Raw genomic sequence first — 25503 nt, forward strand, 5'->3', positions numbered from 1 at the left:
AATATAGATATCATTCATAGACCGAGGTCGATGTAATTTCCACTTACTTTGAGAGGATCATCGGAGATGACCAGAACGTTTTTAGTTTAGCTTTGATGAATTTATGACTATTCCAACAAAAACGCGCACCAATTTGGAGCGCAATCAGGAACTACCCGAGATGCCTCTAGCTTCCGATAAATTTTGAAGCACTCACGAGCCGACAGAAGATGTGAATCAATAGTCATTTATTCAGCATAACTCCTTTAAACGAAACTTTATCGCCAGGAAGGAGCCTTAGCTGTTGGTACAAATTTAATAATTAGTGGTTTCTTGATGCATATCCGACTCATCAAAGCAAGCATGGTCCCTTTACTTTTATTAGGGCTTTCTGGTCAGGCGCTCGCAGCTACAAGCTGCGACGTGAACCTGGTTGTTCAGAGCCAGTGGAATACCGGTTACATGGCCGCTGTAGTCGTTCGAAATACTGGCAATGAACCCATCAATGGCTGGTCAGTCGACTGGCAGTGGCCCGCAGACCAAGTCATCGATCACTCCTGGAATGCCAAGATTAGTCAAAGCGGCAATATCGTTACCGCGGAGGGAACTGGCGATTTTGCCACCATACCAACAGGCGAGGCGCGGTCCTTTGGGTTTAATATCTCCTACTCTGGGGGCAAGCAGATCCCATCCAAGATAAATGCCAGCTGTAATAAGCAAGCATCTTCGCCCCCAACACCTACTGAACCGCCAACAAGCACTCCACTATCCCCAATTGAGCGCTACAACTACATTCTCGGTACCCAGACAATCAGTCCCAAGTACAGTTTTACCGGAGAAGGCTCCCTTGTGGAGTCTGCCAAGGCCATTCATGCAATGGGCTCGAATTTTCTTAAGATTGCCCTCTCCACGGGCCTGTATGATGAACTACGAGGCAAAGGGCTGGACTACCAATTCAAACGCATGCTTGAAGAAGTGCCCGCTTATCGTGAGGTCCTGGAAATGGATTTTTCCCACTATATGTTTTGGGTGGAAGATTCAGGCTCCTGGATGGACAACAAGGGCATGTCCAAAGATGAACTAACCTGGCAGTACGATAAAATTTATGCCCTGGCTGAATACCTGCTAACGCAATATAACGGATCTGGTAAAACCTTTATGATCGGCCACTGGGAAGGGGATTGGAACCTGGTGCAAAAGGCAGACGGAACCCGTGATGACAACCAGGAAAAAATCGACCCCATACGTATCCAGGGATTAATCGACTGGCTCAATATTCGTCAGAAGGCCATAGATGATGCTAAAGCCAATGTAACCCACTCCGATGTCAACCTGTATCACTATGTTGAAGTCAATAGGGTTGAGTCAGCAATGCAGGGGAAGGAGCGTATTACCAATGCCGTACTGCCCCACACTAATGTGGATCTGGTGTCTTACTCAGCTTATGACCTGACTACCAAGGAAAGACACTCAGACTTCGCCACCTTACATACCGAGTTAACCAAAGCTTTAGATTTCATTAATTCAAAGCTTCCCACCAAGGCAGGCTTGCCATTTGAAAAACGAGTGTTTATTGGCGAGTACGGATACGGTGAATCCTGGTTCAAAGACTGGGGCACCCGCTCCGGAGAAGCACAGGATATGCTCTCGCGCAATGTGATTAAAACTTCATTGGAGTGGGGGACTCCTTTTATCTTGTATTGGCAGATGTATGGTAACGAGTATGACAGCTGGGCTAATGAGTTTGTCGGCTACTGGCTGATCGACAACGAGGGGAACAAAAAACAGATTTACCAAACACACCAAGAGTTCTATCGGGACGCCAAACAATACCTGATCGATTTTCAGGCAAAGCAGGGTATCCTACCTACAGAGCAAGAGTTCCGCGCCTATGCACTTAAGTGGTTTGAGTCCACTAAATCCCCAACAACACCGCCAACTCCAGCACCAGACACAACACCTGCACCAAGCCCGGAACCTGCCCCCCCACTGCCATCCTCTGGCCAGTGTACTGTGGAATACACTGTCCAAAATGACTGGGGCAATGGCTTTATGGCTAATGTGGTTATCCGCAACACTGGAAATACCCCCATTGAGAAATGGCAGGTACAGTGGCAATGGCCAGGTAACCAAAAAGTGGCCCATCACTGGAATGCTCTGATAAGCGAAAATAGCGGTACAGTGACTGCCAGCGGCCAGGACACTATTCCTCCAGGCGAGGCTCGGGCATTTGGTTTTAATGGTGAGTACACGGGTGAAAATATTCAGCCAAACCTGACCACTAGCTGCCAGTCCAATAGCGTAACAGAACCCTCTCCGCCAAGTACCCCTGTACCTACAGAACCAGAGCCCCAGCCCACTGAGCCGTCCAATCCCAATAAAGGCAATGCCAACAGCATAAAACTCTGGCTTATTGGGGACTCGATCACCTATGGCATGACTACTCTACCCTTCAACTCCAATGGCTTCCGCTCCCAAATTTGGCAACATCTCTTCGATGCCTCCAATGGCAAATCCAGTTTCCCGCTTACCGCAAGTGAGAGCAATGGCTCCCTCCAAATTCTCTACAGTGGCAAGCCCATACACACTATCGGAACTGTAAATGGTCCAACTGGCCCAGAGGACCTGGCACAACAAAGCAGGAATTACTGGCATTCGGGAATCCCAGGAGCCACCACAAGCGATATGCTCTGCTTCCTAAACCCTACAGGTCATCAAGTTCCATCTGGCTATAACTTTGCCAACTGCGCTCAATCCATTGCTAACTTCAATTCGGTAGCTACCGAAATGTGCCGGGAAGGCAGTAACAGTGCCGGATGGCTAGATAACCAAGCCTGCCAGCTGAGTCAAAGCCTCTCCGACACAGATGCCGTTGTGATACCTATCCAGCTGGGAACCAACGACATTACTTTCTTAAATATGAATGGCGCAACCAAGTGCAGTGCCGCACCTGATATAGGAGGTATCACAGCCAGTCGACTGGAGCAGGTTGTTGCCGGCATATTGTCACCAGCAAATATTACGGATAACTCTACTCTGGTAGGTAAAATATATAGTCACCTTTCTTCATTAGGCATAGCCGATAAAAATATTGCCTTTGTAATCTCGATGATTCCTCGCCGAAGTAATATTGACGGGCAAGACCCCAAAAATTACTGCACCGATTACTACAATGCCCAGATTAAAAATGCGGTAGAAAATGCCAGAGCTTCTTTTAATATGTTCCTGGCAGATCAGGGAAAAATAATCCCTACTGGTGACTCGGTACATCCCACTACAGCAGGTCATAAGGTCATGGCCTGCAACCTGCTGTATGGTTATAGCTATGGGCATTCTGAGAGCTTCAACTGCCCAATACCAGACAGTACTCCAACTTCTGGCTTAGTGAAAGCACTAGAAAGCGTCATTCACTAGTTATACTACGATTAAATAAAGAGTTCGTTTTATAAAAAGACAGGATGGCGGCATGGCACATAAATTTGTGCCATGCCTATAGACAGAAAAATCTAACCCATAAGAATTCCTCAATTAAAATCACTCTTAACTGGAGCAGTATCATAAATGATAGCTACGGAAGAGAATCCACTTAGGTCAGTAGCAAGGTCAAAAATATCAACCGTGTTAATAGTAGCTGGCTCTTTGCCTTTTATAGTACGCGTATAAGTCATATAAATAGCAACCTGATTTGGATTCATCACTCCCTGCATAATATTTTTTAACTCCAAGTGACGTTCTTCTGTTGCCTGAGTGACATAGGAGTAAAAATCATCAACCTGGCACTCCCCAAATATCGGAGAATAAACCCTCGCACCTTCTGTAAAAACAGCCTTCAAAGCCTCCAAATCACCTTGCTCCAAAGCCGATAAATACTTAAGACATAATCTCTGTATAGCTTCAGAGCGAATTGAGTTTTTCATAATTCAAGAAACCCCAGCCTGAAGAGATTTACCATTCAAATAAACATCTTTACCGCTCCTTCCCGGCCAGGGTTTGATCAACCATCTCACCACACAATCCTAAGTAGTTCTTGGGATCCAATAATTCATCCACCTCACTGGAACTGAGATTTGCAGATATTTCCGGGTTTTGTTTCAATAACTCGGCAAATGACTGCCCGCTTTCCACCGCATCACAACAGATCTGATATACCAGGTCATGGGCTTTCTCGCGTCCAATCTTAGGACCCAATCCCATCATAACTGCCTCAGAGGAAACCTGGCCTCCAGTCAGTTTTAGGTTTCGCATCATATTTTCCGGGTACACATTAAGTCCACTTAAAGCAAAGCGCGCTTGCGCCAAGGTTGCAGCCGACAGGCAAAATATTTCAGGAAGTACCACCCACTCAATTTCCCAGGTACCCGTAGCTCGCTCATGATCCTCTTCCATAGCATTGAGCAGAGCTGCCACCTGCTGCCTGATAATTGGCACAATGCCACTGATATAGACTGAAGAGACAGGGTTATGCTTTTGTGGCATCGTACTGGAAGCTCCTCGCCCGGACGTAAATGGCTCTGAAACCTCACCCACTTCTGTCTGCGCCATTAATTTAATATCGAGAGCGATTTTCCCCAGCGTGCCAGTGATCAACCCCAGCAGACAGGCTACCTCAGTGATTCTATCTCGCATGGTATGCCAGGCAATACATGGCTTCCCTAGCTTAAGCTCCTCCATAATCCCCACCTGTACCGCCAATCCCTGGCTCCCTAACGAGGCCAGATTTCCCGCTGCGCCACCAAACTCCCCAACCAGTGCACGTTTTTTAATTTCTTCTAAGCGCTGCTGGTGTCGATGGAAACCAGCCAGCCATACAGCCGCTTTATAACCAAAAGTTATTGGTACAGCCTGTTGCAAATTACTTCTCGCCACCATCGGCGTATCCCGATACTCTTTCGCCAATTTAGCTAATGCAATTGAGATTGCTCCCACATCAGTTTCTACCAATTCCAATGCTGCACGAATCTGTAAAACGGTAGCTGTATCAGTAATATCCTGGGTTGTAGTTCCCCAGTGGCACCATTGCCCCAGCCCTTTATCGCATAGTGCTACCAGCTGTTGTACAACCCCAAAAACGGGATAACCAATCAACTCTGTCTGTGCCTTTAAGCGTACGAAATCAATCTCATCGGCGTTGCAGTGGCTGCAAATCTCTTTCGCCGCCTCCTCGGGGATGATCCCCAATCGCGCTTGAACTTTTGCCAGGGCCGCCTCGACATCCAGGTAGTACTGAACTCTCTGTTTATCTGAAAAAATATCTCGCATTGCCTGCGTGCTGAAAAGATCACAGAAAACTACTGAGTCAATAAGAGTTGCTGCCACGATTCACCTCTAAAAACCAAGGCAAAGCTTGCAGGTCCTTTGAATTCGCCCGGGCTGGTAGTGCAATGAGATTGCTCAAAAGCGAGACTAGCGGTACAAACAGTCATTTCTCAAAGAAGAATAGACAATAGCATTCGGGGCTTAATGAGCTATTAGTTAGTAGCTATTTCCTTCTAGGTCAACTTAATTGATAGAGAATGCAGGTATCCTTTACTCGGCCCCTGGTCAGATGACTGAGCGTCCCATATAAAAAGTACCAATTACATCTACATCAGTGAACATTTGCGGTAGCTAAGTATGCCAATTTTTTTCTTACATACAATCTCTCGCCCCACCCTAGCCAGTAACTCAATCCTCAAAAGCCATTTAGTTAAAAGAGAATTTTCTTTCCAATTACTGCCTCGTTAGCAGTCTCTACTCTGAAATCACACCACCTACTTATCGACATAAAATCATGATACTGCCAAGAAAATCCAAATGGTACCAACCATATAAATAGTAAAGAAAACCTTAAATCACAAAATCTCCACTAACCTTCTAAGCAAAAACATCCTTCCAGTACCACTCAAACTTATGCTTTTTCACTCATACTGGGACTCAATTTAAGCTCCAAGCTCCAATCACAAATAAATAACCCTTGAATTGATTTATATCAATTTATACTTCGATTCGGCTTTACAACAATAAGAGCACAAAAAAATTCAACACCAAATAAATCCTTCAGCCCTACGCCACACACATAAACAAAATATAGAAGCTGACAAAAAGAAATTTAAATTTTCTTGAATTAAAAGCAACTACAAATAAATGGAAAAGAGAAACACAAGAGGCGAAAGCCCATTAACTTCAATATATCAGAAAATAAATACCTACAAGTAGGTATAGCCACACACCCCGCAGCCAAAAACTAATTAAATTTTCTCAAGAAAACAGAGGCAACAAACAACCGGAATCCGTGAATAATAATCATGATATTGCTAGAAAAAATTTTACTCCGTATACTCAAAATCCGTTTACTGGTCGAGCAACCATTAAACGCTATTCACACAGGATGTTCGTTAGCAAACTGAAATAATTACTTGTTACGGTTGCCAACTTTCGGCTCAACAGATGGAATTTAAGGCTTCAGATGAATAATCATAAAAGAGCCTGGCTAGAGCAACTCTCTGAAGAAGCGCTAAAGCACAGGGCTATCAACCACCCATATCTCAAACAATTCAGCAGTGCATCCCTTCCAAACTTTCGCTATGCGGTCGCGGATTTTGCTCAACAGTACGGAGTTTATTCATCCCATTTTGTAAACTTGCTCACTGCTGTGATTTCCAGATTGACTACCCCGAAGCACCGGAACATTCTTCTGGAAAATCTCGCAGAAGAGTCTGGACACTATGAAGAAAAAGAGCTTATAGAGCTGGAGACTCACGGGATCAGTGCAAGCTGGGTCCGGAACATCCCACACGCACAGCTGTTTGAGAGCTTCAGAAAAAGGGCGTTACACGGAACACCAGAAATAGGAATTTCCGATGATCCTGCTATATGGTATGACATGCTCTCCGGAGTATTGCTTTATGGCTCTACTGAAGAAGCTATCGGGGCTTTAGGATTAGGTACAGAGCATATCGTCAGCTCTATTTATCCTTTCATTGAAAAAGGCTTAAAAAGCCTACCCGAATTTCAGCCGGAGGATTATTGCTTCTTCTCTGTTCATACACTCATTGATGATGACCATGCAGAAAGCTTAAACCAAATCGCATTGGATTTTGCCAATACCGAGGAGGGCCGCAAGCGTCTTCGTCACGGAGTGCTTAAAGCCTTGAACTTAAGGGCCGCCTTCTGGGATGGCATGTTGGAACGTGCAATTAGGGGTCCGCAAAAGCCTCTCGAAAATCTAAATAATTATACTCAACAAGCATCTGGAGTGGCTCAGGATGAACCAGCCCTTATCAACTGAAACAATCTATAACGCCCAAGCAGGCAACTGGTTGCGATCTGAGAAGGTCCTTTTAAGTGACTTTACTGCAAGACCTCGAGTGCTTGAGGAGTTAGGAGATATTGCTGGGCAAGACATTCTGGACTTTGGATGTGGCGAGGGTTACGTCTCACGCATGATTCTGGAAAATGGTGCTCGTTCGATATTTGGCATCGATTCTTCTGCGGAGATGATCAGTCAAGCACAGGCAATGGCAGCAGAGCTCGAACTATCCACTGCCAGTTATACGGCTGCTAATGCTGTGACTTTTGACCAATTCCCACAAAAGAGCTTCGACAAGGCCATTGCTGTATTTCTTTTCAATTATCTCACGATTGAAGAGATGACTCAGGTAATGACAAAGGTTAGATCACTGTTAGCCTCCACCGGGACCTTTGTTTTTACCGTGCCCCACCCTTGCCTACCATTTATGCGTGAAGAAACACCACCGTTTTACTTTAAGCATGGAGATAAAAGCTATCTCGATGGCATCAATCAAACTTTCGAAGGAAAAATCTGGCGCAGAGATGGAATTCCAGTATCTGTGCGTTGTGTACACAAAACCTTTTCACATTACTTCGAAGCACTCAAAGCAGCCGGGTTTAATCTTTTGCCGCAGGTGAATGAGCTTGCGGTAACAGACGAACACCTGGCATTGGACCCTGAATTCTTTGGCCCTCTGAAAGGTTACCCTCTGCATGTTTTATTTAAGGTACAAGTAAATGATTGAATTGGCTCCCAGAGAAGAGGTGTGCGCTCAAGCGTGGAAGGCTGCAGATATAGCCTCAAAATCCAACTGGAAGTTTGCTTGGCCTTCCGACTGGCAAGAGGAAGTAAAAGCTCTTCAAGATTGGGCTTCCAATCAGGATCATCCTGTTGAATCCTTGAGAGCCGACTCAGTACCAACCCCACAGTTTGATCAACTTGCCCAACAGATCAAGCAAGAAATTGCACACGGAAGCGGTATAACCTGGATTCAGGGGATTGATGGCTTCGATCAAGATACACTCAATCTTTTGTTCTTAAATATCAGCCTGGCAATGGGGCAAACTATTGATACCTATGGCAGGTTGTACGGTATCCTGGATACAGGTCGAAGTTATAAAGATGAAGCAATTCCGGTATCACAAACTAATGCAGCTACCGGGGTACATACAGACAGCTCGCAACGTACAATCCAGCCCAATATTCTCGGCTTGTGCTGTATCACCCCTGCGATAAAAGGTGGAAAATCCAAAGTGGTCTCCGCAGCACAGGTCCACGAAGCCCTAAGAGAAAGAGAACCTGGCAAGCTCGCTCTACTCTATGATAACTATATACGCGATCTTGTCACCCCAGGCAGCGACAAGAACCTACAGAATATCCTTAACAATCACTTCCCCATTTTCAGCTACGAAAAGGGTAAGTTATCAATTCGCTATATGCGCTACTGGATTGAAAAAGGTCACCAGCGGGTCGATCAACCGCTAACCAAGGAGGTATTGCAGGCTTTAGACATGCTCGACGGGGAGCTAAACAATGAAGAAAACGTTGTCAGCTTCTATATGAACTCAGGAGACATGATATTTATCGACAACACTCGGATTCTTCACGATCGGGATGAGTTTGTTGACACACCCGAGCAAAAACGCGTTTACACTAGAGTATGGATAAATTGAGCCTCTATTAAATCACACCAATTAAATCCTTAACTGAAAATAAAGCCGAAAGGATAATTAGCATAAACTCTCTTTTCGGCTTTTAAGAATAAAAACCATCAACGCCCTTGTGATTGCCCCGTTACGACTGTTTTTCTTAGCTTATTAACATTTCTGGCCGTTTCCACTGAATCACCTGCCCACTCCTCTGCTGTCATGCAGACCTTCTTTTTGAATCTCGATCCCGTCCCTTCGCGATACTTACACACTAGTTCACTCTTTGGTTCCTCCTGTTTATCGAGGTTAGAGGCCAATTCTTCAACTTGACCGTCTTGATCAGACCCCGGCCTATTTGATACGGATGTACAACCAATAGCTAGCACCGAAAATAGAACTGCCAGGGCCAAAAAATACTTACTCATGATATATCCTTATCAATTTCCATATGAAATCCGAAGCTAAAGAATATAACATTGATATAAAAACAAGAAAAAGCTTCGATGACTTGATCTACTTGCAAGACAGCAAGATATAACACTTCTCTCAGCGCGCCTTACAATGGACAAAGAATAAAAAGGCACCATGATTTCCGCATCAAGTCAAAGCGTAAATTATTCTGCTAATATGAGCATATTCGTGGCAGCATACCACGCACGCGGCCTTCTCAGAGTGAGGGGGGATACTGCTGGCTTATGGAATGGTACCAAAACCTCTATCTATTGCCATCTCTATTCTGTGGAGTATAAAAGTCAAGACTAGTGAGGGCCCATAAGCTATAGGGCTGCTAGCAGTACTTTTCAAGCCAGGGAGCGGCTGGCCGATCCCAGATCCAGGCCTACTGATATGAACTTTAGATACCTAAAAAAGCGTTACACAACCCCACTAAAGTCGCTTAGTCGGTGAAGTTTTTCAATAGGCTTGGCTAATAATACTTTTATTTACAATAGCCGACTGTATCGGAGATACATCTGCTCAGAGCACAAAAATATTTATCTCTATAGCTTTCCCATGAAATATTATGAAAGTCCAATTTTACTAACGTTTCCGCACATTGAACTCTTTTGGCCATAGATTCAAGCTTTGTAACTGCATTCCTCACCCCCAAGTAACGCAATTGCTCAGGATAAAACTCCGGGTAACACTGCTCATCCGGCACTAATGGCGTGCAGCCCATCGCTGCGGCCTCCATTACCGCTAGCCCCTGAAACTCGTGGTAAGCGGTAGATAGAAATACATGGCTACCACGTAAGGTTTGCCGGTAGAGATGTTCGCTTTCCACATACCCCACCACCAAAAGATTTTGGCAGAATTCCTGCTTAATCTGCTTAAACTCTTCCGGGCTGTTACGAAAAGACTGGCCCATCAAGTTGAGCAAGAACTTTACCTTTTTCTCTTTTAGGCCCTGAAGAATCTGCAGTAGTCGATCGGCGCCCTTGTCATACTCCCAGCGGGCAGCCCAACTGATGATCAATGTATCCTCGGTTACCTCTTCCTGATAACCCTGTCCCCACCGGTGATCCCAACAAAAATTTGTTTGTGCGCTTTTTTTGACAAAGAGCGCACCTTCCAAGGGTACAGGCAAGACCTTAGATTTGTTTTGTACTTCCTCGCAAATTCCTGTAGGTACACAATCGGGAAAACGCTTGAGTAATGTAACAGCTCCCTCAATTAAAGTGCGACGATTAAATTCTGAATTAAAAAGAACTAGGTCCCCAGCCAATGCGGTATAAATATTTAGCAATTGAGGCTCAATAGATTGGTAAGCATCTGTACTCACCGGATAAGCAAATTGATTCTCATGAAAATAAACAACAGTGGGAATCCCAGCCAGCTCTGGCACTAAACCGCGTAAGGCACTGAGATCCGTCATTGAAGTTGTAATAACAAGATCCCAATCCTGCTTGAGGGCTTGCGCAGCCTCCCCTCTGGCCCAGGTCAGGCTATTTCCACGAATGCGCCAACTGAAATATCGTGGGGGCAGGGTAAGGACTGTCCACTGCCATTCGGGAAAAGCGGCAACCAGACCCTTACGCCAGCGCTTGTGGCTGTCCGCATCATAGGCCGAGAGCAATAGAACTTTCATCGAGAGTTAAACAATATAAATTAGGAATGCAGGGTTGGAAATAACTGCATCCAACCCCGAGAGCAGCTTTCAAGTAGAGAGTATCAATCGAAGGAACGCACATTCATCAGTCGCGCAAACAGGCTGGAAGTATCCCAGCGGGCACCACCGATTGCCTGCACTTCGCTGTAGAACTGATCCACCAATGCAGTGACTGGCAGCAATGCACCATTACGCTGAGCTTCCTGAAGGACAATAGCCAGATCCTTACGCATCCAATCTACTGCGAAACCGTGGTCATACTCGCCAGCCAGCATTGTCTGGGAGCGGTTTTCCATTTGCCAGCTCTGCGCGGCACCTTTGGAAATTACATCCACTACTTGCTCCGCATCCAGCCCGGAAGCCTTGGCAAAATGCAGGCCTTCAGCAAGCCCCTGGACTACTCCGGCGATGCAGATTTGATTGACCATTTTGCACAGTTGGCCGCTACCTACCGGGCCCAATAAGGTTACCGCTCTGGCGAAAGTTTCAATTAACGGATTAACTCGCTGAAAATCGGCTTTATCTCCGCCAACCATAACAGTCAACGCCCCATTTTCAGCGCCTGCCTGGCCACCAGAAACCGGGGCGTCAAGAAAGCATATCCCCTTGTCACTGCCAATGGCTGCCAGCTCCCGAGCAACATCCGCCGAAGCAGTAGTGTGATCTACGAATAAGCTACCTTTCTCCATAGTGGAAAAAGCACCTTGCTCTCCAACCACTACCTGACGTAGGTCGTTATCATTACCCACGCAGGCGAAGACAACTTCCGCACCTTTAGCCGCTTCAGCCGGGGATGGGAAGCTTTCCCCTTTGTATTCCTCCAACCACTTTTTTGCTCGATTAGCGGTGCGATTGTATACCCTTACATGATGACCAGCTTTTGATAAATACCCAGCCATCGGGTAGCCCATCACCCCCAAGCCAATAAACGCTACAGTTGCCATATTACCTACCCCCATATCATCCAAATCAGGACCGCACCCAGTATCAGGCGATAAATTGCAAAAGGTGCCATACCGATACGACTAATAAACTGCAGAAAAAAATGAATACATAAGTAAGCACTAATAAACGACAACACAGCACCCAGCAGAATATCGCCCCAGGGCACAGTTTCCAGTGAAAGCAAGTCGTATGTCAGTAACAGCGCCGGCAGTGCAATTGCTGGTATCGACAAGAGAAAAGAAAAGCGTGCGGCAGCCTCTCGTTTCATTCCTAGCATTAACCCCGCTGTCATGGTTATACCTGAGCGGGAAGTACCAGGAATCAGTGCTAATACTTGGGCCAAGCCAATCAACAATGCCTTTTTCCAATTGAGTTGAGCCAATGTTTGTGTGCGCACCCCACGCACATCCGCCCACCAGAGAAGAATGCCGAAGCCAATTGTGGTCGTGGCAATAACAGCTGCTGAGCGAAGATTGGCTTCGATAAAGTCTTTGAAAATCAGCCCAACCAAACCTACCGGAATAGTCGCCAATACAATCAACCAGGCAAGCCTGCCCTCATCGGTAAAGTCCCCGCTGGCTAACCCTCCAAGCCCATCCCGGATCAGCGCCCAAATATCTTTACGAAAATAAGAAACAACCGCTATCAACGAACCAAAATGCACAGCGACATCAAATGCAAGTCCCTGGTCCTGCCAGCCCAATACCTCGGCAGGTAAGATTAAGTGCGCTGAACTAGAGATAGGCAAGAATTCAGTAAGCCCTTGGATCAAGGCCAAGACAACAATTTGAAATATTTCCATGGGTTACTTCTTAGATCGGATTTTTTGTCGTTTCTGCCAGGTGACCTCATTGCGAAGATACACAGGCTCTAATTCTTGTGCGGTCACCACCTTACCAGACAGGTATAGTGGCACAGCCAGCTGGGCAACCTCCCTCGCATGTATCAGGGTACCCAAGTCAACCCCACCCATGTGCGCCATGCGCAGAGCCTCATAATGCCAACCAGGTCCAGCACCATAAATAGGGGGTGATATGTGGGACTCTTTTAATGACATCAGCACTTGCTCAGGGTGCTGTACCGCCTCAGGCACCTGGCTTTGATGTGGTTCGCTAGCAGTGTAAATACCCCAATATACCTGCTGCATCCTCGCATCCAACATGGGCACTATTGAAGCTTCACCCCACTCAGGATGCGCTCGCCTGGCCCCTAGGGCCAAAGCAGCTAAACTGGACACCGGAACCACCGGCTTATCCGCTGCAAAGGCCAGCCCTTGCACACTACTGATAGCAATGCGCAGGCCGGTAAATGAGCCTGGCCCTCGACTAACTGCAAAAGCATCCAGCCCCGCCAAAGTCAGCTCCATTTCAGCCAACACTTCATCCACCATCGGCAACAGCCTACGGGTATGGTCCCGCTCAGCCTGAACAAAACGCTCAGAAATCTGGCCATTGCTGTAGAGCGCTACAGAGCAAGAACCAGAAGTCGTATCCAGGGCAAGAATCTTCACAACAATCTCAGACCAGGTAACTCAAAGAGAGGGATTGTGGCATGGTCGCAAGGGGGAGTCATGTAAATTAACAAAGAGCCAAAAACTACAGGGTACCTTCAATAGAAAACCCCGGACGGAGCCGGGGTCTGAGATAGCTGTTTAGGCCCAGCTATAAAGTAGGGTTTAAGTGAACTCGGGCTATGCCGCTTTCTTTGGCGGACGGCCGCGACGGGCAGCACCCGCTTTAGGCGGACGGCCCCGGCGGGCAGGTGCTTTCTTAGCTGTTGCAGCTGTAGCCTTTTTGGGACGCCCTACCCTCTTGGCCGGCTTGGCCGCGGTAGTAGCTTTCTTTGGGCGCCCTACACGCTTGGCCGTCTTGGCTGCAGTGGCTTTCTTAGGCCGACCTGCTTTTTTCGCAGAAGTCGCTTTCTTGGCGACCGCCTTTTTGGCTTTTTGTGCTTCCGCCTTCAGCTTGGCAGCGGCTTTCTTCTCAAACTCTTTGGCTTTGGCTGCGGCTTTCTTCGCCGCAGCCTTTACCTTAGCCTCTGCCTTCTTCTCCGCAGCCTTGATCTTCTTGGCGTGGGCCTTATCGCGAGTCTTTTTCCAACGCGCTTCAAACGCCTTTAACGCGGCAGCCAGATCTTTATCCGCCTTGGCAGACAGGCTATCAGCCAGAGTGGAAACCTTTTCTTTGGCCGCAGCCTCTGCTAGACGCACAGCATCCATAGCCTTGGCTTTGGCGAGATTCATCTTAGCCATTGCCAGCTTGGCGCGTAACTCCTTTGCCTTGCTATTGGCAGTAGCCAATGATGTTTTTGCTGCTGCAGAATTACTTTTTTGGGCCCGTGCTTTTGCTTTCGCAACACGATCTAATTGCCCATCAAGTGATTTACTCGCCGCATCAACCGCCTTTTGCGCTTTCGCGACTACTGGCGACGCTGCAGTCGAACCAGTTGCCTTCTTTGCACGCGTACTCTTTTTTACTACTCTTGCCATCCCTTGTCTCCTCACTGAAAAGAAGAAGTACATCCAAAAGTGTGCCGGCAGCATTGCCTGTTTGCTATCGAATAAAAACTGCAACGGGCTGTTTTTATCACTTATGCAGAGCGCCGCACCGCCAATTTCGATACAACTTTATCAAAGTTAATAAAAATATCCGGCATTGCAAGTAAAAAAGCGAAAAATGAGAAATTTTTCAGCAAAAAAGTATGTTTTTCTTATCAAATTTCTCCTAAACGGCTTTTTCAGGCCGCTGATAGAAATTATTTTGGCCCAAACAACTTTTCTTCAATGATCGCGGCAAGCGCTTCGATATGATCTTCACGCAAATTTAGAGCAGGAATATAACGATATTCACTGCCTCCAGCATTGATAAAATTAGCGCGATTCTCTACCGAAATTTCTTCCAGAGTCTCCAAGCAGTCTGCAGAAAATGCCGGACAAATAACATCAACACTCTTTACTCCGCCCTTACCCCACTCAATCAGCGTTTTATCGGTATAGGGTTGCAACCATTCAGCCTTACCAAACCTTGACTGGAAAGTGACTTGCCACTGCTCTTGTTCAATTTGTAATTCTTCTGCCAGAAGTCGTGCAGTTTCAGTGCAATGTCGATAATAGGGATCCCCTTTATCAACATTTGCTTTTGGAATTCCGTGAAATGACAGCAGTAACTTTTCTGCCTGCCCTTGAGCCTGCCAATGCTCGCTGACTGAGTTCGCAAGGGATTTAATATAGAGGGGGTGGTGGTAATAATCCCGAATCAATGAAATATCCGGAATATCACGACTTTTGCGAAAAATTTGCGCCACTTGATCGTAAATTGCGGCAGTGGTCGTAGCTGAATACTGTGGATATAGCGGTAAAACAGTGAAAGTTTCACACCCTTTTTTGCGCAAATCACCAATCACATTGTCTAACTGCGGCTCTCCATAAGTCATCGCATACTCGACCACCAGATCATGGCCATTATCACGCAGATACCCCTGCAACAGCTCGGCCTGACGACGCGTATAGTAAAGAAGTGGCGAACCTTCAACTGCAGCACCATCAGCACTGCAATTCCAAATCTCTTTATAGGCGGGCGCAATGCGCTTGGGGCGAAATGGCAAAATGAAGCCATTCAGTATCGCAAGCCACAGTGGACGAGGAATTTCCACTACCCGGGGATCGGAAAGGAATTCCTTCAAGAAACTTCTCACCGCTGGCGCAGTTGGCTGTGCAGGAGTGCCCAAATTCATCAAAATTATCGCACTGGACATAGAGGGGCCTGTCTGAAAAACAAATTTGCCAAGAAAAACTGCCGGCAATGTTAATGACTGAAGAAATAACTACAAGAGAAAAGGCTTTCCTAAATACCAGCAAAGGAGCTGTCGGGAAGAAATGAAAAAGCCCCCAGGTGGGGGCCTTTTAGAGTAACTGTCACTGAAGCAATCAGCTCAGAGCTTCAAAAACCTTCTCACGTATATCATCCATACTGCCCACTCCCATTACTTTTGAATACTTGGGAGCAGCCTCGGGAGAGCGGCTTTCCAGCTCGCGGTAGAAACCAACCAGAGGAGCAGTCTGCTCATGGTAAACAGCCAGACGCTTGCGCACAGTTTCTTCAGTGTCATCACTGCGCTGTATGAGTGTCTCACCAGTCACATCATCCAGTCCTTCACTCTTGGGCGGGTTATAGACAATGTGATATACACGGCCAGATCCTTCATGCACACGGCGACCAGATAGGCGCTTAACGATTTCCTCATCGTCAACAGCGATTTCCAGTACATGATCGATATGGATATCTGCATCCAACAGTGCCTGCGCCTGAGGAATAGTGCGAGGGAAACCGTCAAACAGGAATCCATTTGTGCAGTCTGACTGGGCGATACGCTCCTTTACCAGGGCAATAATCAGGTCATCAGAGACCAGCTTGCCGGCTTCCATAATATCTTTCGCCTGCAAGCCGAGAGGTGTGCCTGCCTTCACCGCTGCACGAAGCATATCGCCGGTGGAGATCTGCGGAATGCCGAACTTCTCTGTTATGAATTGTGCCTGAGTGCCTTTGCCGGCTCCCGGCGCCCCCAAGAGAATAATTCGCATGTTCAGTTAGCCTCCAAAACTGTCGACGCACCAATAGAGCCGCCGTGCCAAAAGAGCGCTACCTTACACGCAGACCCCAAATTGGGCAAGATTGCTGCTAATGCGAGGCTAATCCCGCAAGATATCCGCCCCCCTTTCGAGAGAGAATCATTGAGCAGAGCCCGGTTTCTCCTCCGCCTTGGCTCTATCCCAAAGCTGATCCAGCTCCTCAAGGTTAGCGTCAGCTGGTCTACGCCCCTGAGCCTTCAGGACTGCCTCTACACTTCCAAAGCGTCGCTCAAACTTTCGATTGCAGTGGCGTAGTGATGCTTCCGGGTCTTCTTTCAAGTGACGAGCAGCATTTACACAGGAAAACAGTAAATCGCCAAGCTCCTCCCTGGCATGCTCACGATCTCCAGTTTCAACAGCCTCGCGTAGCTCTGCAACTTCTTCCTCGATCTTGTCCAGCACGCCACTAATATTCGGCCAATCAAAACCCACTTGGGACGCACGCTTCTGTAATTTGGCCGCACGCGTCAATGCTGGTAGCCCTACCGTAACACCGGCTAGAACTCCAGACTCGCCTTTGGCATTACGCTCTTCAGTTTTTATCGCTTCCCAGTTCTGCTTTACCTGGGCTTCATCCACAGAACCAGAGTCATTGTCCCCATAGAGTTCTCCACTGGGAAAAACATGCGGATGACGGCGTACCAGCTTGCGCACCAGAGTATCGACTATACGTGAAAAATCGAAATAGCCCTGCTCACAACCAAGCTGTGAGTAGAAAATCACCTGAAATAACAGATCACCGAGCTCTTCATGGAGGTGTTCGTAGTCCTCAATTTCAATGGCCTCAGCTACTTCGTAGGCCTCTTCGACCGTAGAAGGAACTATGCTGGCAAAAGTCTGCTTCAAATCCCAAGGGCAGCCACCGTCCGGGTTACGCAGCTGGGCCATCAGGTGAAGCAGGTCCTCCACCTTGTATTTATCTTGCACCTACCCCCCCTTATTCAGCGCAACATGCGTCTCTTCGCCAACGCTACATTAGGCAGGCGATTAATGCGATGCAGCACGTAACTCAATTCTTCAAAGTTGTGAATTTCAGCAGTCAGCACCATTTCAACGGTGTGCTTATGCTTATTGGAATGAGTCTGCATAGCCGTGACATTAATTTTCTGACTATCCAGCATGGCGGTGACATCTCGTAGCAGACCAAGGCGGTCATAAGCCTCAATAATGATTTCTACCGCGTAGAGTTCACGCGGCTTTTCCGCCCAGTTTACTTGCAGAACGCGCTCTGACTCCTCCGCCTGCATCCGTAACATATTGGCGCAGTCCTTGCGGTGAATGGAAACCCCGCGCCCGAGGGTGATATACCCCATAATTTCGTCACCGGGCACCGGGTTACAGCAACCGGCAATATGAGTGAGTAAATTACCTACGCCATCAATATAAACATCTGTCTTACCCTCACCACGCGCGACCGATGCGGTAAGAGATGGCACGCGCTCAGCATAATCAACTTTGACCATACGTTGGGCGGTATTTAATACCTGCCCTACACCGATATCACCCGCGCCTACCGCTGCATAGAGGTCATCCAGCGAGTGCATGTTCAGTTTCGCTGCTAGCTTCTCAAAGTCAAAGTCACTCAGGGCCAGTTGTTTAAACTCGCCATCAAGTATGCTGCGGCCATCGGCAATATTCTGGTCACGTGCCTGCTGTTTAAACCAGTGAATAATCTTGGCACGGGCACGCGAGGTAGTGATATAGCCCATCCCCGAGGACAGCCAATCACGACTCGGTGCCTCACGTTTACTGGTCAGGATTTCTACCTGGTTGGCAGTCTGCAATTCGTGGTTTAGAGGGACAATCCGCCCGTCCACTTTTGCTCCACGGCAGCGATGACCAATTTCAGTATGGATTTTATAAGCAAAATCCAGCGGCGTAGCCCCACGGGGCAAATCCACCACATGGCCATCCGGGGTGAACACATAAATACGTGAGTCCCCTTCGCCGGTCTGCAGATCGTCCTGCAGAGGGTTGCCTCCCACCTCTTCGTGCCAGTCGAGCACTTGGCGCAGCCAGGAAATCTTCTGCTCATAGCTATCCTTGCTCTCACTTTTCAGGTCAGTACCCTTATAGCGCCAATGGGCGCAGACACCATATTCGGCTTCCTCATGCATAGCAAAAGTACGAATCTGGACTTCCAGCACCTTGCGCTCTGGGCCAATAACCGCTGTATGCAGCGAGCGATAGCCGTTCTCCTTGGGAGAGGCAATATAATCATCAAATTCATTGGGGATATTGCGCCATAGGTTATGCACTATACCCAATACCGCATAGCAATCTCGCACTGTAGGCACAAGGATACGTACAGCGCGGATATCATAAACTTGGGAAAAGCCGATATTCTTGCGGCGCATCTTACGCCAGATACTGTAGATATGCTTTGCACGGCCGTAGACATCTCCCTCAATGTCTGCCTTAGCCAACTCTTTGCGCAGAAGCTCCAACACCTCATCAATATACTTCTGGCGCGCCAGCCGCTTTTCATCCAGCAAGCGGGCAATCTGCTTGTAATCGTTTGGCTCCAGGTAGCGAAAAGAGAGGTCTTCCAATTCCCATTTGATATGACCAATACCCAACCGATGGGCAAGCGGCGCATAGATATCAGCCACCTCCCGCGCCACTCGAGTACGCTTTGCCTGTTCTACATTCTTCGCCGCACGAATTGCACAGGTTCGCTCCGCGAGCTTGATCAGAGCGACTCGAACATCATCCACCAGAGCTACCAACATGCGGCGGATATTTTCAGAGTGCTCTTCTACAGCACCACTTTTACGTTCATCTCCTGTATCTGCGCTGCGACTGCGAATTGCCGCCATTCGCAACACCCCTCGGATCAGCTTGGCTACTGTCGAACCAAACTCTTCCTCGACACTTTTAATTGGCATGCGCTTTTCACGCACAGCCCGATAAAGAACAGCTGCGACCAATGCTTCTGAATCAATTTGCAGATCCGCCAGAATCTCTGCCATTTCCAGGCCTGTAGCAAAACTACTTGCGCCTTCCGCCCATATGTTTTCCGCTTCAATAGCCCGCTGTTCCGCTTCCGCGCTCACTTCAGCGGCGCGGCGCAGTTTTACTATCGCAGCGCCATCCAGACCCGCCAATTTCTGTACATGACGAAGCCAAGACTCCAGGTCGAGTTCGCTCTCACCTCCGAAGGAATGATGTTTTCTGACTTGAACCATGTCTTACCGGACCGAAACAGGTATTTGGAAACTTACTGGCACTCCCCACCCAACTACGAAACTGCAGTGCCAGGTAAATAAAGTGTGTATAGCCCTTAAAGGAGCGCTTCTATCATAGGTTTGAACACACTAAAGTCCACGATTTTCTTTATATTTTTCAACAAGCTGCGCGAAATTCAGCATTCTTTCGCAGCAGCTTGTCAAACTTGACAAGAGAATAGCTGCGAATACAACCAGCCCTCTGGCTGGACAGTCACATAAAATACTTGTAAAGAAATGCCCACGTGTAAAAGTAAAAGCCGACCCACAGTACAAACCATTTGCAATAAAATTTTGTTTTGTAGATTTTCAAAAACCAGCATTAACTAAGAAATGGCCCTTCGAAAAGTTTCTGCCAAAAGATTAAACACTCAACAAATGCCCCCAGACAGCCTAAAATGGCTTCATCTAAAAAAGTCCAGCAAGTGAGGAATTACTCAGTTAAAAAAATTGGGAATGCAACCAAGGAAGTAAAACCGAATTTACTAAAAAGGAGTAAATTTTATTTTGTGAGAAAAATTAATTGGGAAAAAAGGAAAAATATACGCGTAATGTTTGCTGAGGAACAGCTAGGCTGGCAATAAGGTCTCACCAGCCTGAAAAAAATTTACTGGTTAAACAGTCCTGAGGATAAATAGCGATCTCCTCGATCACAAATAATGGCAACGATAATAGCGTTTTCCACCTGGGTGGAAAGTCGCAGCGCACCAGCTACAGCGCCACCCGAGGAGACACCACAGAAAATACCCTCCTCTCGCGCCAACCTCCGTGTCATATCTTCAGCTTCACTCTGATCCATATCGATGACCAGATCCACTTCTTCAGGGACAAAAATCTTTGGCAGATAAGCTTGAGGCCAACGGCGAATACCGGGAATACTGGACCCATCGGTTGGTTGCAACCCAACAATCTGGATCTCCGGATTTTGCTCTTTCAAAAAACGACCACACCCCATAATGGTGCCGGTTGTTCCCATAGACGAAACAAAATGTGTTATTTCTCCTCCTGTCTGCTGCCAAATTTCTGGGCCTGTGCCCTCGTAATGGGCTAGAGGGTTATCAGTATTGGCAAACTGATTTAGTACCAGCCCCATACCGTCACTCTGCATTTTTAGCGCCAAATCACGTGCGCCCTCCATGCCCTGTTCCGCGCTGACCAGGATCAATTCCGCTCCGTAGGCAGTCATGGATGCCTTGCGCTCGGCTGTAGCACTATCAGGCATAATCAGGATCATACGGTAGCCTTTTATAGCTGCCGCCATCGCCAGGGCAATGCCGGTATTGCCGCTGGTTGCTTCGATCAGGGTATCACCAAGCTTGATCTGTCCCTTGGCTTCAGCCCGGTTAATCATGGAAAGTGCCGGACGGTCTTTGACAGAACCAGCAGGATTATTCCCTTCCAGCTTAAGCAAAATCGTATTGCTGGTATCACCAGGCAGGCGCTGTAATTTAACCAGTGGAGTATTGCCTACACAGTCAGCAATTGTGGGGTAATCCATAGTGCATTCAGTTCCAGACAGATATTGCGGCCGGACAGTTTACCTGAACGCCTACACATCGCTAAATACCAACTCTGTATGTGGACTATATAGTCGGGTTATTACGAAATGACACTCTCGAGGAGAAACAATTTCTTCAACTCTTTACATGAGAGTGCACCACCTGATCCATATAGGTAAAATGGGGAAAAAATAATCGCACAAGGCCCTTCTTTCACCATGGCCCCCAAAAACTCAATTCCATCCCTGCCAGCCCCCGGGGAATTGCGTTCACTGCGCTCCACTATGTTCCGTTTTACGGTTGCCCCGGCACTGATCCTGGCAATGACTTTGGCACTGGTCTTTACTCTGCAACAGATGCATGACCGGCGCCAGCTGCTACTCAGCCACGGGCGGGCCAGTGCAGAACAACTTGCAGAACTCATCGAGATGAGCGGAGGGCACCCGACCGAACTGCGCATGGAATGGCTGCGCAAAAGCTTATTGGCCTTAATGCTAGAGAAGGACATGGTGCGTTCGGTGCATATCTATTCCACCGAAGCGAGCAAGAAACTCCCATTGGACCTGGCGACGGGACTGGGTCTACTGGCTAGCGTCGGCCCGCGCCCACGAACCCCAATAACAAGTGAGCAGCTGCAAAGGCGCGAGCCATTTATTTTTGAGGATGACGAAAGCTTGCAGGTGTTGCAGCCCCTAAAGGGTGATATTACCACCTGCTGGATTAGTATTGAGTTGCACCGCCCCTATTTCCTGGTGGGCACTTACCAAGTGATTCTTGTAGGGCTGGTCGGCTTGATTATCTGCACCCTGGCAGCGCTGGCCTGGTCGGTAATCCTCTCTGAGCGATTTGCCCACAGCCTCGTCCGGATGGGGCAAGTATTACAGGCCATTGGGCGCGGAGAGTTCGACCGCCGCACTCACGAAATCGAGAACCGGGAACTCGCCCAATTGGCGAAGCAGATTAATGAAATGGCCGAGGGCCTTTCCAGCTATCAACTCGAGTACAAGTCTAATTTAATGCAGGCTATGGACGATATGCGACAGTCCCTTGATAGTATGGAGGAGCAAAATATTGAGCTGGATCTGGCTCGAAAGAGAGCTCAAGAGGCCAGTCGAATCAAGTCTACCTTCCTGGCAAACACCAGTCACGAGATCCGCACCCCCTTAAATGGCATCATCGGCTTCACCAATTTACTGCTGAAAACCGAGATCGACGAATTACAGCAGGACTACCTGCAAACCATCCTGCGCTCGTCGGAAAACCTGCTCACCACTATCAATGATATCCTGGATTTCTCCCGCATCGAATCTGGCAACCTGGTGCTCGATCATATTCCCATGGATCTGGGGCAACTATTGGAAGAAACTCTACAGATCCTCGCTCCTTATGCCTACGAGCATCACTTGGAACTAGTGCCACTGATTGACCCCCAGTTACCCTCTACACTGGTTGGCGACCCTTTACGCACCAAGCAAATACTGACAAACCTGTTGGGCAATGCTGTACGAAGCTCTGAAAATGGCAATATACCTGTACGCCTTACGGTACAAAGCAACAATGATTCTGAACTGGTGCTGCGTATCAGTGTTACCGATCTCGGCAACCGCATAGATGATGCTGGACGTCGCGAGCTACAGCAGATTCTCAATACCAAGACACCGCAACATGCACAACAGATCAGCGCCAACGGCCTCGGCATGTCTATTGCCCGCAGCCTGGTTGAGCGCATGCGTGGCAGCACCGGCCTGGAGAAAGCGGCTAACGACGGCAGTACCTGCTGGGTACAGCTGACTTTGGTCCCGGAACGCAACCGCGGCATACCACCTAGGGTAATGTTCCCCAATTGTCGCATCCTGATTGCCGACCCCAACGAACTCACCCGCACCCAGGTAGCACAACTGCTCAAGCAGTGGCAGGTTGAACCCGTGGAGCTCACCGATACCGACACGCTTCAACCAGCCATTGAACAAATGTGGCGACACGACGCACTGCCTGATGCAGTGATTATCGATACTGCCATCGCCAAAGGGGATTTCGACAGCTTCAGTGTCAAGGTGCAATCCCTAGTGGATGCTTACCAATGTCGAGTTATTGTTCTTGGAGCCCCGGCTGAGCTTCGGCGTTGCTACGAGCAGCTTCGCACCCGAACACTTACCTTCCTGGGCAAGCCGGTAACTAGGGAAAATCTGTTGCGCGCATTGAAAAGGTCAGTGCCGCAACAAAGCCAGCAGCGCTCCAGTAGCGGAGCCATACCCGCCCTCCCCTGGCCCGCCCCGCCACGGGTCCTCGCAGTCGATGATCACGCAGCCAACCGGCGCCTAGTTGGTGAACTACTACGTGCCCAGGGTGTCGAGGTGGTTATTGCCGCTAGCGGTCAGGAGGCCCTGCAACACTGGCAACAGAGTACTTTCGATCTTGTCTTTATGGACATCCAGATGCCCGGTATGGATGGTATTGAAGTTACTCGCTGTATCCGCGAACGGGAAGCCGGCAAACGGACACCAATTATCGCCCTCACTGCCCATGCAGGTGCCGAGGAAAAAGCTCGATTGTTATCCGCAGGACTGGATGACTATCTTAGTAAGCCCGTGAGCGAGGCCCAGCTATCCCACATGATCAAACGCTGGCTGAAACTTATCACACCGCAAGTGGTGGAAAAGCTGAATTTCAACAAGATGCGGCTTGTAGATATTGGCGAGAGCCTGACTCTAGCCAATGGCGATGCCAAGCTGGCCAGGGATATGTTGCAGATGCTTGTGGATGGGCTGGCTTCCGATGAGCGTGAACTTGAACGCCTACAAGTCATCGGTGACTTCAAAAGCATGTTTGAACTAACCCACCGAATGCACGGGGGGTGCTGTTATTGCGGCGTTTCCAGGTTGCGCGAAGCCACCTGTGTTCTGCAGGAAGAGTTGCGCACACAAAAAGATGATGAGCCGGCAGGGATTGATCGTCGTAAGCTGGATGCTGTACTGAGGGAGATTCGCGCTCTGCGTGAGTGGGCCTCGGAGCAAGACCTGGATACGCTTTTTGGACTCGAGGTGGCCTAATGCCTCTCGAAAATCACAAAAGCTAAAGCTGCATCCTTCTCATCGGAAAGAGACAGGTGAATCACGTCAACCCCCATAGCGCGAGCGCGTTGCTGCGCTGCGCCACTCAGCAAAACCTGAGGGGCTGCCCCTTTACGCCGGCGTATCTCAATATCCTGCCAGGAGACGCCTTCACCAATACCTGTACCTAATGCTTTGCCCAAAGCCTCTTTAGCGGCAAAGCGTTTGCACAAGTAGGCCGCACGATTAACCTCAGCCAGGTCAGCAAAATCACAGCGTTCACCATCGCTCAAGATACGCTCAACAAAGCGCCCACCATGGCGCTTCCAGACCGCGTCAATACGCTGGTAATTACAGATATCTGTACCGATACTAACAATCACTTCCCATAGACCTGTTTAAACAATTCGCGGCTCTGCAGTGGTTTATCACAAAGTAAGCTACGTAGTAATAAGCGAGTCAAACGCTTCGCGGGGGCCAACAACCCTATCGGCCAGTGCCCATCATCTTGCGCCCTTGCAATACCCAGCAACTCGGCTCCACGAAATTCACTATCGCACAGCACTCCGCCCTGAGGCCGAAATATTGAAACAAAACCCCGCTCAAGTTCGAACCGATAACAACTATCCGCAACCACCCCCCCCTGACCACCAGCACATTGATCCAGCGGCGGACAACTACCAAGCTCAGTGAGCAACCGTAGCTCAAAGCTACGTAGCGGGCCTTCCATCTCTGTGCTGTCACTGCCACCCAAGTTAGACAGTATCTGCAGCAGCCCCTGATAAGCGGCAAACAATGCATAGTGAGCCTCCCCTTCCGGTAACAGCCTTACCAGCAACTCATTGGAATAAAGGCCTCCGTATACGGCCCGCCCTTTCAGCCAAAGTGGACCACCGGCATTTTCTACCGGGCCCAGGGTCTTCAGTGGCCCATTACCTAGCAGGGAGACCAGCAGAGGTGAAAATGGTTGTAGGGCTTGCCGGCGTCGCTGCTTGTCCCTACGCGCACCACGAGCAACACAACTGATTCGCCCAAAATCTGGTGTGAGTAATTCCAAAATCAGACTGGAGTCTCGATAGGGGCGGGAGTGCAGGATATACGCCGGCTGTGCCGGCGGAGGTGTATTCATACTGTCAGCAGCCAGGCAAAG

Annotated in this window: 20 protein-coding genes; 5 read left to right on the forward strand and 15 right to left on the reverse strand. The window is 48.4% G+C overall.

Annotated features, from left to right (window positions below):
- The first annotated feature begins 315 nt into the window (after positions 1-315).
- Positions 316-3393 (forward strand): cellulose binding domain-containing protein, encoded by a 3078-nt coding sequence (locus tag G367_RS25180; RefSeq protein WP_026305089.1) that lies wholly within the window; start codon positions 316-318, stop codon positions 3391-3393.
- A 110-nt stretch (positions 3394-3503) separates the two neighbouring features.
- Here the strand turns inward: G367_RS25180 and G367_RS0112320 are convergent, their stop codons facing one another.
- Positions 3504-3896 carry a nuclear transport factor 2 family protein gene (locus tag G367_RS0112320; RefSeq protein WP_020413438.1) on the reverse strand — a complete coding sequence of 131 codons (393 nt, stop codon included), beginning with the start codon at positions 3894-3896 and terminating at the stop codon, positions 3504-3506.
- 49 nt (positions 3897-3945) lie between these two features.
- Positions 3946-5295, reverse strand: a complete 1350-nt coding sequence (gene pcaB, locus G367_RS0112325; RefSeq protein ID WP_020413439.1) for a 3-carboxy-cis,cis-muconate cycloisomerase — start codon at positions 5293-5295, stop codon at positions 3946-3948.
- A gap of 1129 nt (positions 5296-6424) precedes the next feature.
- Here pcaB and G367_RS23800 point away from each other — a divergent pair.
- From G367_RS23800 to G367_RS0112340, 3 genes are read left to right on the forward strand one after another with little or no spacing between them, the layout of a single operon-like run.
- On the forward strand, positions 6425-7246 hold the full coding sequence (locus tag G367_RS23800) for an iron-containing redox enzyme family protein (protein ID WP_020413440.1): 822 nt from the start codon (positions 6425-6427) through the stop codon (positions 7244-7246).
- Positions 7224-7994 (forward strand): class I SAM-dependent methyltransferase, encoded by a 771-nt coding sequence (locus G367_RS0112335; protein ID WP_020413441.1) that lies wholly within the window; start codon positions 7224-7226, stop codon positions 7992-7994. The genes G367_RS23800 and G367_RS0112335 overlap by 23 nt, the downstream gene beginning before the upstream one ends.
- Complete coding sequence (locus G367_RS0112340) at positions 7987-8922, forward strand: TauD/TfdA family dioxygenase (RefSeq protein ID WP_020413442.1); 936 nt, start codon at positions 7987-7989, stop codon at positions 8920-8922. Before G367_RS0112335 ends, G367_RS0112340 begins: the two co-directional genes overlap by 8 nt.
- A 98-nt stretch (positions 8923-9020) precedes the next feature.
- On the opposite strand, the gene G367_RS0112345 is transcribed toward G367_RS0112340, so the two are convergent.
- The 11 genes from G367_RS0112345 to cysM all read right to left on the reverse strand — a co-directional run bounded on the left by G367_RS0112345 (position 9021) and on the right by cysM (position 21302).
- The gene (locus G367_RS0112345; protein WP_020413443.1) at positions 9021-9323 is read right to left on the reverse strand and encodes a hypothetical protein; all 303 of its coding nucleotides are present in this window, start codon (positions 9321-9323) and stop codon (positions 9021-9023) included.
- Positions 9324-9835: 512 nt separating this feature from the next.
- On the reverse strand, positions 9836-10984 hold the full coding sequence (locus G367_RS0112350; protein ID WP_040628780.1) for a tRNA-queuosine alpha-mannosyltransferase domain-containing protein: 1149 nt from the start codon (positions 10982-10984) through the stop codon (positions 9836-9838).
- Between the two features lie 83 nt (positions 10985-11067).
- Positions 11068-11949 (reverse strand): NAD(P)-dependent oxidoreductase, encoded by an 882-nt coding sequence (locus tag G367_RS0112355; protein ID WP_020413445.1) that lies wholly within the window; start codon positions 11947-11949, stop codon positions 11068-11070.
- 5 nt (positions 11950-11954) lie between these two features.
- Positions 11955-12752 carry an undecaprenyl-diphosphate phosphatase gene (locus G367_RS0112360; protein ID WP_020413446.1) on the reverse strand — a complete coding sequence of 266 codons (798 nt, stop codon included), beginning with the start codon at positions 12750-12752 and terminating at the stop codon, positions 11955-11957.
- Between the two features lie 3 nt (positions 12753-12755).
- On the reverse strand, positions 12756-13460 hold the full coding sequence (tsaB, locus tag G367_RS0112365; RefSeq protein ID WP_020413447.1) for a tRNA (adenosine(37)-N6)-threonylcarbamoyltransferase complex dimerization subunit type 1 TsaB: 705 nt from the start codon (positions 13458-13460) through the stop codon (positions 12756-12758).
- Between the two features lie 180 nt (positions 13461-13640).
- Positions 13641-14438, reverse strand: a complete 798-nt coding sequence (locus G367_RS0112370) for a hypothetical protein (RefSeq protein ID WP_020413448.1) — start codon at positions 14436-14438, stop codon at positions 13641-13643.
- 266 nt (positions 14439-14704) lie between these two features.
- Positions 14705-15703 carry a ferrochelatase gene (gene hemH, locus G367_RS0112380; protein WP_020413450.1) on the reverse strand — a complete coding sequence of 333 codons (999 nt, stop codon included), beginning with the start codon at positions 15701-15703 and terminating at the stop codon, positions 14705-14707.
- A gap of 172 nt (positions 15704-15875) precedes the next feature.
- Positions 15876-16529, reverse strand: a complete 654-nt coding sequence (gene adk / locus G367_RS0112385; protein ID WP_020413451.1) for an adenylate kinase — start codon at positions 16527-16529, stop codon at positions 15876-15878.
- Positions 16530-16676: 147 nt separating this feature from the next.
- On the reverse strand, positions 16677-17504 hold the full coding sequence (mazG, locus tag G367_RS0112390) for a nucleoside triphosphate pyrophosphohydrolase (protein WP_020413452.1): 828 nt from the start codon (positions 17502-17504) through the stop codon (positions 16677-16679).
- A gap of 14 nt (positions 17505-17518) precedes the next feature.
- On the reverse strand, positions 17519-19765 hold the full coding sequence (gene relA, locus G367_RS0112395; RefSeq protein WP_020413453.1) for a GTP diphosphokinase: 2247 nt from the start codon (positions 19763-19765) through the stop codon (positions 17519-17521).
- Positions 19766-20411: 646 nt separating this feature from the next.
- A complete protein-coding gene (cysM, locus tag G367_RS0112405) occupies positions 20412-21302 on the reverse strand; it encodes a cysteine synthase CysM (RefSeq protein ID WP_020413455.1) in 891 nt (296 codons plus the stop codon).
- A gap of 219 nt (positions 21303-21521) precedes the next feature.
- Between cysM and G367_RS0112410 the strand changes: the two genes are divergently transcribed.
- Entirely contained in the window at positions 21522-24353 is a 2832-nt protein-coding gene (locus G367_RS0112410; protein ID WP_020413456.1) for a response regulator, read from the forward strand.
- Here G367_RS0112410 and acpS read toward each other — a convergent pair.
- Positions 24350-24736: a holo-ACP synthase gene (acpS, locus tag G367_RS0112415; RefSeq protein ID WP_020413457.1), complete on the reverse strand. Its 387-nt coding sequence runs from the start codon at positions 24734-24736 to the stop codon at positions 24350-24352. The two genes, G367_RS0112410 and acpS, sit on opposite strands and share 4 nt — an antisense overlap.
- Positions 24733-25482 (reverse strand): DNA repair protein RecO, encoded by a 750-nt coding sequence (recO, locus tag G367_RS0112420; RefSeq protein ID WP_020413458.1) that lies wholly within the window; start codon positions 25480-25482, stop codon positions 24733-24735. Before recO ends, acpS begins: the two co-directional genes overlap by 4 nt.
- Between the last annotated feature and the right edge of the window lie 21 nt (positions 25483-25503).

It is taken from the genome of Microbulbifer variabilis ATCC 700307, assembly GCF_000380565.1.
GTDB classification, from domain to species: Bacteria; Pseudomonadota; Gammaproteobacteria; order Pseudomonadales; family Cellvibrionaceae; genus Microbulbifer; species Microbulbifer variabilis.

Coding starts and splice junctions, on each gene's coding strand:
- G367_RS25180 (WP_026305089.1), top strand. CDS start 316: ATGCATATCCGACTCATCAAAGCAAGCATGGTCCCTTTACTTTTATTA.
- G367_RS0112320 (WP_020413438.1), bottom strand. CDS start 3,896: ATGAAAAACTCAATTCGCTCTGAAGCTATACAGAGATTATGTCTTAAG.
- G367_RS23800 (WP_020413440.1), top strand. CDS start 6,425: ATGAATAATCATAAAAGAGCCTGGCTAGAGCAACTCTCTGAAGAAGCG.
- G367_RS0112335 (WP_020413441.1), top strand. CDS start 7,224: ATGAACCAGCCCTTATCAACTGAAACAATCTATAACGCCCAAGCAGGC.
- G367_RS0112340 (WP_020413442.1), top strand. CDS start 7,987: ATGATTGAATTGGCTCCCAGAGAAGAGGTGTGCGCTCAAGCGTGGAAG.
- G367_RS0112345 (WP_020413443.1), bottom strand. CDS start 9,323: ATGAGTAAGTATTTTTTGGCCCTGGCAGTTCTATTTTCGGTGCTAGCT.
- G367_RS0112350 (WP_040628780.1), bottom strand. CDS start 10,984: ATGAAAGTTCTATTGCTCTCGGCCTATGATGCGGACAGCCACAAGCGC.
- G367_RS0112355 (WP_020413445.1), bottom strand. CDS start 11,949: ATGGCAACTGTAGCGTTTATTGGCTTGGGGGTGATGGGCTACCCGATG.
- G367_RS0112360 (WP_020413446.1), bottom strand. CDS start 12,752: ATGGAAATATTTCAAATTGTTGTCTTGGCCTTGATCCAAGGGCTTACT.
- G367_RS0112370 (WP_020413448.1), bottom strand. CDS start 14,438: ATGGCAAGAGTAGTAAAAAAGAGTACGCGTGCAAAGAAGGCAACTGGT.
- hemH (WP_020413450.1), bottom strand. CDS start 15,703: ATGTCCAGTGCGATAATTTTGATGAATTTGGGCACTCCTGCACAGCCA.
- adk (WP_020413451.1), bottom strand. CDS start 16,529: ATGCGAATTATTCTCTTGGGGGCGCCGGGAGCCGGCAAAGGCACTCAG.
- relA (WP_020413453.1), bottom strand. CDS start 19,765: ATGGTTCAAGTCAGAAAACATCATTCCTTCGGAGGTGAGAGCGAACTC.
- cysM (WP_020413455.1), bottom strand. CDS start 21,302: ATGGATTACCCCACAATTGCTGACTGTGTAGGCAATACTCCACTGGTT.
- G367_RS0112410 (WP_020413456.1), top strand. CDS start 21,522: ATGGCCCCCAAAAACTCAATTCCATCCCTGCCAGCCCCCGGGGAATTG.
- recO (WP_020413458.1), bottom strand. CDS start 25,482: ATGAATACACCTCCGCCGGCACAGCCGGCGTATATCCTGCACTCCCGC.